Here is a 9,655-nt window from a genome sequence, read left to right as displayed (position 1 = left end):
TGCTCCTGTTCCACCAATCATTCCGTCTTTTCCGTTGTTTCCTGCTGCTCCGTTGATTGGTGACCAACTGTCTGCATCTTTCGGATCTTTTCCTGGTATTAAGATATATACAGTTCCTGTAGTATTATCAACAACAATTGTTGTACCGGCAGAGGGTACAAGTCCAGCTACTCCAGGCACACCTGCAATACCTTGTGGCCCGCTAATTGAAGACCAAGTACCATCGGAGTTTTGTACATAAACAATACCTGTTTTTGTATCTGTATAAATACTCACCCCTTTCCCAGGATAACCAGGCTGTCCGTCTTTGGCAGGAATGCCTTCGCCTGATGCTGTACCACCACTACCTCCAGTAGATTCACCTGAAACAGCCATTCTGTTCCATTTATTATTGTACCAGTAGTAATACCCTGGAATAACATCGGAAATAGTATTTATATTGAAAACTAATAAGCTTTCAGTATAATTGCCTTTTTCATTCTTTTTAATTGTAGTAACATCTGTAGAGCTCAATAATTCGACTCTAGGGATTAGGACACCTCTGTTCTTAGCCAAAACTTCTAATTGAGCAGAAGCATCTGGATTTAGCGTTCCGATACCTACCTGTGAGTAAGCCGAATAACTACCTAAGACAACAAGTAATGGGAGTAATCTATTCTTCATAAGATTCAATCATTATGGGTTATTATTATCATTTAAATTATTATAGAGGCTAGAAAAACCTCTTAAATCACATTCTGTTAAACTTCGACCAATACTAAATTTTTCAACATTTAGCTAACATTCTTAGTTTCAAGTTGCAAAGGTCTAGTTAAAGCCTTTCCGTTTTTACCTCCATAAGTTTTTAAACTTGTAGTTTAAGACATTTCTTATTTAAAAAAGATTCTAAGGAACAGAGGTTCAAAGCAGCAAAGACTCTGATATATTAAGAGGAGATTAAAAGGGGAAAGGCTCTGGTTTTTAAAAAAGTAAGATGTGACTTAGAGCAATGTCATTAAGTTAAGCAACTATTTAAAAATGATTTAAGATTTTTGACCAACGATTTTTGATTTCAGATGTATAAAACCTCGTAAAATCAAAAATCAGCAATCGTTACCTGAGCCTGGAAGCGCGAACAGGCGAAACAATCTTCAATCTAAAATCTCTTAACTTAATGACATTGGGCTTAGAAATAAGAGTTTTGAGAAAAATATTAAAGAAATATAAATCTTTGTGAGTTTTGCTACTTTTTTATGAATCTTGACGAAATGTTTTTTAATTCCTTATCTCAAAATATAATTTACAAATTTCCCTAAAATAGAAATGGGGAAACCGAAGCTTCCCCATTCATCTAACTAATAACAAAAACCCAAAAAAAATTTGAATTCAAAAAAATTGTTTACCCTACAATTTAAAGTACAAAGTTCTCTATAAATACCAACTAATATAACCTCTAGAAGTTTTTAAAGTCATAGATTAGGGTTAAATTTTAGGTACTGAGGTACTAAGGCTCTGAGGTACCGAGATTAAAAGAGATGAGAGATACAAGAAGAAAGATGCAAGACTAGAACTGAAAACTGAGACTGAAAACTAAAAGCTTTGCGAACCTTGCGGTTAATTTTTTTTGCCACAGATTTAAAGAAAGTGCGTTTGGTCTTTAACAAAGAGTTGCTAACTTAAATTGTCTATAATGGGATGCGGATGAAACGGATTTAAAATAATCAAAAATAAAATCCGTTTAATCTGTGTTCCTTTGGCAAAGAGTTAGATAGAATTAAAAAGATTTCCCACATTGTCCATAAAGTAACGCGAATGGCACAGATTTTTAAAACCTTTGCGAACTTTGCGTAATACCTTGCGCCCTTTGCGGTTAAACCACTGAGACTAAAAACTGAGACTAAACCTATTCAGTACTAATATATAGGTATCCTGATTTTTCGACTTTATTTCCGTTATTATCATATTGTAACGTATAAAAATAAGTTCCTGTAGGAAGCTTCTCTTCTCTTTTTAGCGTATTTCGTCCATCTGAAAATCCTTCAAAAACATTGGTCACATTATCATATCCTTCTTTTTCATATACTACTACCCCATATCTGTTAAATATCCTGACACTATTATTTGGATAACAATCGATACCTCCTATTATAAACGTATCATTTTTTCCATCTCCGTTAGGCGAAATACCATTGTACACATTTGCCAAGCATGTTACTTTTATCGTTTGTGTATATGACTTTTGGTTTCCGCAATTATCACTGGCAACCCAAGTCCTATTAATCGTATAATTGCTGCTACAATTTCCGTCTTCTTTAGTTTCTGTATAATCAACTGTTGCGGTTCCACAGCTATCAGTAGCGGTAAGTGTGGCTACTATTGGAACTGAATCACAATCTGCATTTACTAATGCCTCTGGTAATGGTTCTACAAAAACCGGCGCCATTGTATCCTGCACATTAATAATTTGCATATATATGGCTTCATTTCCAGAAGTATCGGTAGCTATCCAGGTTCTATGAAGTTGATAATCTCCTGAACAACTTCCATTAATTGTTGTCTCATTAAATAGTACTGTTACTGTCGAACAATTATCTACAGCAGTAATTATTGGTGCTACTGGTATTACTACACTACACTCGATGGTTGTATTTGATGGTAGTACTCCAACAAAAACCGGTGGTGTAGTATCAGCAATAATTATATTCTGCTTAGTCATAGAAGCATTTCCGTTATTATCGATAAATGTCCAGGTTACTTCTGTCGTACCTGCAGTAGTTACAGGAAAAACTGTGGATGTTATTCCTGTAATAGTATTCCCGCAAGCATCTAATGTAACGGGGAATGGTGGGGTTATAGAACACTCCCCATTAATATCTCCCAATATTGGAATAATTGGATCCGATGATACCAAAACAAATGTAGAAATCCCTGTACTCCCCTTACAAGTTACTAAACATTGATAATAGGTTGTAACTGTTTGCGAAGTTGTATAGGTAGAACTAATTGCTGCTATAACATTACTCCATGTAATATTATCCAGTGAAGTTTGCCATTGGTAGGTTACTCCCCCTCCTGTAGTTGTATTTTGTAATGATAATGTAAAGGGAGTACCTGTGCAATCTAATCCTATACTAGCAATAGTAACTCCTGGTGTAGGTGTTCCCACACAGGAAGCTTTAATATTAATTGTATAATCTTCGACCTGACCTGTACTACTATTAATTGTGCATGGGGTCGTATTATATCCTCCTAAACGACCGATTATCCGCATTTTTATATTGCCTACAGCAGCATCAATTGGTATTGGAATAGAAAAAGAAGCTTGTTGTCCATCTGTTCCTGTAGAGTTGATAATAGTACCAATCTCAAAATACCCTCCTAAATCATCAAAATCACCATCGTTATTCCAATCAAAAAAAGCAGTATAAAAACTCGTATTATTCCCATTAGTACTTCCTTTTATTACTAGTATATAGCTTTCTGCCTGATTAACATCTGTTGGAGTATCTGCTGTAAAATCTTCATAAGAAGTGGTTCCCGATGAGACTTTATTTAAAGTATTAAATGCTACATAGGTAATTTGTGCCACAGTAACAAAATCGATACAAGAACTCATTCCTACGTTTAGAATCCCATTATTAATCGTAAAAAAAGTATTGTCCTTATTCATAGCACTTGAAGCTGTACTCCCCCAAGAACCACTAGCAGTACCAGTTTCTCCAAGCGATAATTTGGCTGCTGTATGTATGAGATTAGTATTAAGGTTTGTAATAACTCCTGTAGCAATAGACAAAGTATTATTCATTGTTGTAGTAGCTCCAAAAAATTTGGTTCCGGAGCCAGATAAAATAAGATTATTATAAGTCAAGGCAGCTGTACCTAAATTTTGATTTGTTCCATTAAATTCTACTGTTCCTGTATTAGGAATAAAGGCCCCTCCAGTTCCATTTATATCCCCTCCTATTCTTAAAAGACTGGTTCCTCCATTTACTGCTCCATTAACTCTAAACCAATTACCTGAAATAGTATGTATCAAACCAGTACCTAAATTAAGTGTACCACCCGTCCCATTTATATACAATAAAGGAACGTTGATATTACCTGTAAAAGTTGCAGTACCTCCTCTTTTATTCATAACAATAGCATTATTTCCGAGAGGTCCTGTTAATGTAACACCTCCTGCAATATCCTGATTAACAGAGCCTATAAAATAAACTAGTCCATTAGTTATTAATGATCCTCCCTCATTAATAAAATTACCACCTAAAGCTAAATTAGGATTACCAGTAATTAATAATGATGCACCACCCTTAATAGTTAGTGGGATATTTTCATTAAAACTTATCGAAACGGATGTATAACTATATCTTGTAATTGTACCTGTATTAGAAATAATAACCCCACCACTTCCTGTAAATGGACTCGCCCATTCATCGCCCGCGGTATGCGATATAGAACTATTATATATTAAAGTAGCCAAAGGACCAAAAGAGGGTGTTCCTGAAGCAAATGCAGTACCTTCCATAGAGAGTACATTATTGACTGTGGTTACATTTGTAATTGTTTTTGTCCCACTACCAGATAATATAAGGTTATTATAAACTATAGTACCCGCTACTAGATTTTGATTTGTTCCATAATATTCTACAGTCCCAGTGTTAGCATTAAAAATTGTGCCTCCCGATCCTGCTAAATTCCCTTTTATTTTTAAAATACTAGAGCCTCCTTCTAAAGTACTAGCCGTATTTATCCAATTTCCTGTAAAGGTATGAGTTAAATTATTGCCTAAATTAAGTGTTCCTCCTGCAGTATTCATAGCCAGTATTCCTCCATTTATGTTTCCTTTGAGAGTAATCATAGCCGTTGAGTTACTCATACGAACAAAACCTGTTGTTGTAAAACCATCAATACTCTGATTACCAGAACCCGTAAAAGTTATCCCTCCATCAGAAACCAATGATCCTCCATTATTGTTAAAGTTCCCTCCTAAATTTAAATTAGTCCCTCCTGTAATTAACATTGAAGCACCATTATTTATCTTTAATGGTACATTATTTCCAATAACTTTTATACCTGGAAGCCCTGATATAGAAACAACTCCTGTATTAGAAATAATAATACCTCCTGTAGCTGTAAATACACTAAGTCACTCTGCTCCTACTGTATGCGCTACTGCACTATTGTATTGCAAAGTTGCTGTAGCTCCATAAATAGGTGCAGTAGAAATGCTCATTATCGAATCACCTTCGATAGAAAGAGTACCATTTACTGTTACTGTTCCTGGTGAAATTGTCTTTACTCCACTGCCAGAAAATGTTAAGTTATTATAGGTTATAGCTCCTGTACCTAAATTTTGATTTACTCCATTGAACTCTACTGTACCTGTGCCTGCGATAAAACTACCTCCACTTCCGGATATATCTCCTCCAATTTTTAAAAGACTAGAGCCTCCATCCAAAGTTCCATTTGTTCTTATCCAACCTAATGTTTCTGTAAAAGTATGTGTTAGACCAGTACCTAAATTAAGTGTCCCTCCTATACCGTTTATTCTTAAAAAACCAGCTGCTATATTATTTTTAAGAGTAGCTGTACCTATAGTTTTTCTCATGTGGACTCCTGCCCCTCCCTCTATTGTAAAACCTCCAATACTTTGTATACTGGCAGTACCTTCAATAAAAACATCTCCATAAGAAATAAGTATTCCATTATTAATAAAATCACCTCTAAAATATAAATTATAATTAAAACCCGTTCCTATATCTGTACCCGTTAACAAAGTTGCTCCATTGTTTATGGTAAGCGGTACATTATCACTCATTGCTTTATTAGAATCCGTTGTAATTGCTCCCGTATTTGAAATAATTACCCCTCGTGTTGCCGTAAATGGAGTAACCCATTCCGGTCCAGCTGTACGAGGGGTTGTTGTATAGTATTCCAAAGCTGCTGCAGAACCATAAGTTGGTGCAGCCGAAACTGTTGCAGTGCCTTCCATAGAAAAAACACCATTTACGATTACTCCTGCAGTATTAACTAATTTACTGGTACTCCCCGAAATAGTTAAGTTATAATAAGTAAAAGAAGCTATATTTTGTTGTTGTGTTGTGCTATTGTAATTTACCAATCCTGTACCTGCACTTAGAGCGCCTCCATATATTGAAAAGCCTATATTTAAAGTTCCTGCACCAGTGAAACTTATATTATTTCGATTAGCAGATCCATTCATAAAAACACTTCCAGATACGTTTACTGTTCCTGTACCTATTTTCAAACTGCAAATAACTGAATCATTTCCAGTATCATCCATCGTTATTGCTCCTACTGTAAAAATTCCTGCTCCCGTTACTGTTAAAGAAACAGTACTCCCCGGAGTTGAATTTGACATCACAATCTGACTACAAACTGCTCCAGCAACAGAAATGACTGGTTGATTGGGTACGTTAGATATAATTACACTTTCGGTAGCCAATGGTGTGTGACCAGAACTCCAGTTTGAATTATCTTCCCAATCTGTGCTTGCTGCCCCTGTCCAATTATTCTGGCCATATCCAAAATTAAACAGAAGTAAAACCACTATGATAAGTATATTTCTATTCATGTTACATTATTTTCAAACATGTTAAAGATACTTTATTTCAGTATCTTTAAAATCAAAAAATGCAAGTAATTACATACAATTAAATAATAAGTTTTTTTAACACTCCTTTATCAAAAAAAAACATGATGAGACACAACAATAAAAATCAAGAAACTTTATGTTCTATATTACCCAAAATATTGCCATAGATTTATTTTCCTAAACGGAATTCCTGGATACAAAATACTTGCTTATACATGAAATATTATTTTGCTAAAGCTATCTAAAACATTAAGTTTTACTAAAAGCAAACTCAGAATGTTTATAATAATTCCAGGCAAAAAAACACTTCTAAAGAAAACTTTTCTGTAGTAGCTTAATTAAAAGTGAAATTTGATTTTAATCAAAAAGTAAAAAATAAAGATCTTTCCTCCTTTTCATTATTTGTTTAATCCAAAAATCTATAACTAAGTCCAAATTCAAAAGTGTTATTTGCATAAGCACCTGTATTACCCACATAATTAGAATAGGATAAGAAAAAGCCAAATTGATCTACTGCAATTCCTAAAGATGTAGAAAAGACCTCATTACTATGATAAAAAGCAGATAAATTTATATGATTTTCCGGCATATTAAACCGAGCCCCTACATCCAGAATATCTTTGTATCCTTTTATACCTCTATAAGCAACCATAGGCTCAATGTTAAAGTCATTTTCTCGGTTTGACAAGTATATTTTATAACTTATAGCCGAATAAAAGATTGGAATATCTGCATATTTTTTTATATCATTATCCTTTTCAAATAAAAGGCTGTTCAGATTTGGTAATGCTGCCTGTATAGTCAATAATTTTGAAGTATATGAAATCCCAAAATCCCCATCTAAAGTACCTCCTTCATTAAAATTCTGCAATGTGGGATCATCTTGATTTCCTATTATCTTATCATAATCAAGATTGGCAAAATTAACTCCTAAAGAAAGTCCGAAATTCAACTTTTGATCCTTCCCGCTAATTGGTAAATGATACGCATAAGTACCTAATATTCTTGTTCTATTGATTAAACCTGCTTTATCACTACTAGCTTTGAGTCCCAGACCAACTCTGTCTCCAGAGTTATAATCAACAGTCGCATTCATAATCACTGGGTTTCCAGGAACAGGATCCCATTGTCTTTGATAACCTACATTTAAATTCAATCCTTTGTCAAATCCTGCCATAGCTGGATTGATTATGTATTGATTTTGAAAATACATAGACTGAAATTCAGTTAATTGTGCATTAGCTGTATTTGTACCTAGTATAGTTAAGAATATTATTATCTGAATATATATTGGTCTCATTGATCTTTTTTTGATTGTACTCATGTCTGTATGGTTATGATATAACAATTTATATTACTTCTTTGTTCCCTTTTAAACTCTTTGTTACTAATTCCTTATAATTGTTATGAATCCTTTAATTTTAGCTAAGTCAGATCCAAGATCAATTAGATAATAGTACGTTTCGTTACTCAATGGAGCTCCTTGATAAGAACCGTCCCAATCATTAGCATAAGTGTTTTTAGAATATACTATTCTCCCTGCCCGATCATAAACCGTGACCTTATTATTTGGATATAAAAGAATGTCTTTAATTTCCCAATAGTCATTTTTACCATCTCCATTTGGAGTAAGGACATTGTTTACTACTACTCCATTTGGTGCAACCGATCTATTAACATCTATAGTATAGGTTTCCTTTGTTGTTCCATCTTGGGCAGTAACTACAATTCTTATCATATTGTCACCAACATTTAGAACTATTGCAATACTTCCATTATTAATAACCGTTATTCCATTAATTGTTATCGTTGCTGTTGGATCTGTTACAGTAGGGGTTACTGTTATTGAGCCGATATTATTTACTACTCCATCTGTATAATTCATGGTATCAGTATTAAATGCCGGACTTAAGATGCCATCACTCACAATTAAATTTGATAAACTTGCATCATTAGAAACTACTTTACTTATACTAATTGTTTGTGTACAAATAGCACTATTTAAAACTGTATTCTCTCCAACATCTCGCATTTTATTATTATTTGTATCTGCATATTCTGTTACTGTATAGGTTCTTATTACACTACAATTACTACATCCTGTATTAACTCCATTAGACGCTGTAATCTCTATAACTCCGCAAGGGTTGTTACCGATAATTCCATCTCCATTTCCTAAAGCTTCAAATTCGGCAATAGTCAAGCTAGTTGCTGTTGGTAATTGATTATAACTCGCAATAGTTGTTGCTGGAAAAGTAGGGCAAACAACTTGAAACACACAACAAGTTGGAGCAATATTTGCCACTACCAACGTGTTACATGCATATACATCCTGAACGCTCACATTATAATTAGTTCCAGCAGGTATACTATTAGAAGTCCATGTAGTTCCCGACCAAATTCCAGGTACTCCAGTTCCTGTTACTACAAATGGTGCCTGACCACTTACTTTTAGTGTCAAAACGTATCCTAAACCATCAGCTGCACAAATTGTAGATTCTGTTCCTACTAAAATTATCGAAATATTAATAATTACTGCAACGGGTACAATTGTGCTACAGCCATTGGTATTAGTCCCTTTTATGTAATACGTGCCACTTGTAGTTACGGCTGAAGGTGTAGCTAGCGGAGTCGCTGCTAAAGCATCAGTAAAATAAGTATAAGTTAGACCTATGTCACTCCCTGTGGTTACTGCCGTAGCAGTAATATCTACTGTGTTTGGTGAACAAACTGCTGCAGGATTAGTAATTGTTATAATTGGAAGCGCATTGACAAGTATTGTAACAGGTACAATTGTGCTGCATCCATTGGCATTAGTACCTTTTATGTAATACGTGCCACTTGTGGTTACGGCTGAAGGTGTAGCTAGCGGAGTCGCTGCTAAAGCATCGGTAAAATAAGTATAAGTTAAACCTGTATCACTTCCAGTGGTTACTGCCGTAGCAGTAATGTCTACCGTGTTTGGTGAACAAACTGCTGCAGGATTAGTAATTGTTATAACTGGAAGAGGGTTTATTATTACTGCAACGGGTACAATTGTACTACAGCCATTAGTATTAA

General features: G+C 34.5%; 4 protein-coding genes and 1 pseudogene. All 5 read right to left on the bottom strand.

Annotated elements, in window-relative coordinates; all coding sequences use genetic code 11:
• Positions 1-663: pseudogene (locus OIU83_RS23400) on the bottom strand (hypothetical protein); the annotation flags it as partial.
• Between the two features lie 1,219 nt (positions 664-1,882).
• Complete coding sequence (locus OIU83_RS23395; protein WP_264208688.1) at positions 1,883-4,999, bottom strand: gliding motility-associated C-terminal domain-containing protein; 3,117 nt, start codon at positions 4,997-4,999, stop codon at positions 1,883-1,885.
• A 126-nt stretch (positions 5,000-5,125) separates the two neighbouring features.
• Positions 5,126-6,574, bottom strand: coding sequence for an autotransporter outer membrane beta-barrel domain-containing protein (locus OIU83_RS23390; RefSeq protein ID WP_264208687.1), 1,449 nt, complete (start codon positions 6,572-6,574; stop codon positions 5,126-5,128).
• 427 nt (positions 6,575-7,001) lie between these two features.
• Positions 7,002-7,895 (bottom strand): PorP/SprF family type IX secretion system membrane protein, encoded by an 894-nt coding sequence (locus tag OIU83_RS23385; protein ID WP_264208686.1) that lies wholly within the window; start codon positions 7,893-7,895, stop codon positions 7,002-7,004.
• 87 nt (positions 7,896-7,982) lie between these two features.
• Positions 7,983-9,655, bottom strand: a 1,673-nt coding sequence (locus OIU83_RS23380; RefSeq protein ID WP_264208685.1) for a T9SS type B sorting domain-containing protein, incomplete at its 5' end; no start/stop codon positions are given.

This window comes from Flavobacterium shii (genome assembly GCF_025847235.1).
Taxonomy (GTDB): Bacteria; Bacteroidota; Bacteroidia; order Flavobacteriales; family Flavobacteriaceae; genus Flavobacterium; species Flavobacterium shii.
Note: the sequence above shows the minus strand (reverse complement) of the source record. Positions and strands in the feature narration are given on the sequence as shown.